The organism is Vibrio sp. 811 (assembly GCF_033339195.1).
Genome location: NZ_JAWOUB010000239.1, coordinates 1 through 833, shown reverse-complemented (window position 1 = coordinate 833; position 833 = coordinate 1). Strand labels below are relative to the sequence as shown.

Here is an 833-nt window from a genome sequence, read left to right as displayed (position 1 = left end):
AGATGGGAGAACACATGATAAGCAGCGCTGAACTGATCAAGCGAGGCGCAAAACGACTATAATGTTCTAATATATTGACATTCAAAGAGATGCTATGAAGATATTACTTACAGGTGGAACTGGGTTTATAGGGTCTGAGTTACTCAAACTGCTCACCACTCATCAGATAGTGTTACTGACCCGATCGCCAAACCAAGCCAAACAGCACTTGCAGTACGCAGATTTAGGTAATATCGAGTACCTTGCTTCTCTTGATGAACTCGCCGATCTCAACAACATAGATGCCGTCATCAACCTCGCAGGAGAACCAATCGCAGACAAACGTTGGACGGAGCAGCAAAAAGAGAAAATTTGCGACAGTCGCTGGAAAATTACCGAGCAAATTGTTGAGCTGATTCACGCCAGTACCGAACCGCCTTCTGTGTTTCTTAGCGGATCTGCTGTCGGTTATTACGGCGACCAGCAGGATCATCCGTTCGATGAGTGTCTTCATGTGAATAACGACGATTTCCCACATATAGTTTGCGCTAAGTGGGAACAAATCGCCAAACGGGCCGAGTCCGAACAAACCCGCGTTTGCTTTCTCCGGACAGGCGTCGTACTCGGGCTTAATGGCGGAGCACTCGCGAAAATGCTCTTGCCTTACAAATTGGGGTTAGGCGGACCGCTTGGCAATGGCAATCAATACATGCCTTGGATTCATATCCTCGATATGGTTCGTGCCATTATGTACCTGCTTGAAACCCCTCACGCGCATGGTGCCTTCAACATGTGCGCCCCTCACCCTGTGACTAACCGGATCTTTAGCCGCACGTTAGCGAAAACACTCAAAC

Annotated in this window: 1 protein-coding gene; it reads left to right on the top strand. The window is 48.1% G+C overall.

Going from position 1 to position 833, the window contains the following annotated elements:
- Window positions 1–94: 94 nt before the first annotated feature.
- Window positions 95–833: TIGR01777 family oxidoreductase (locus R7Q46_RS26075; protein ID WP_318078069.1), on the top strand; the 739-nt coding region annotated here is incomplete at its 3' end.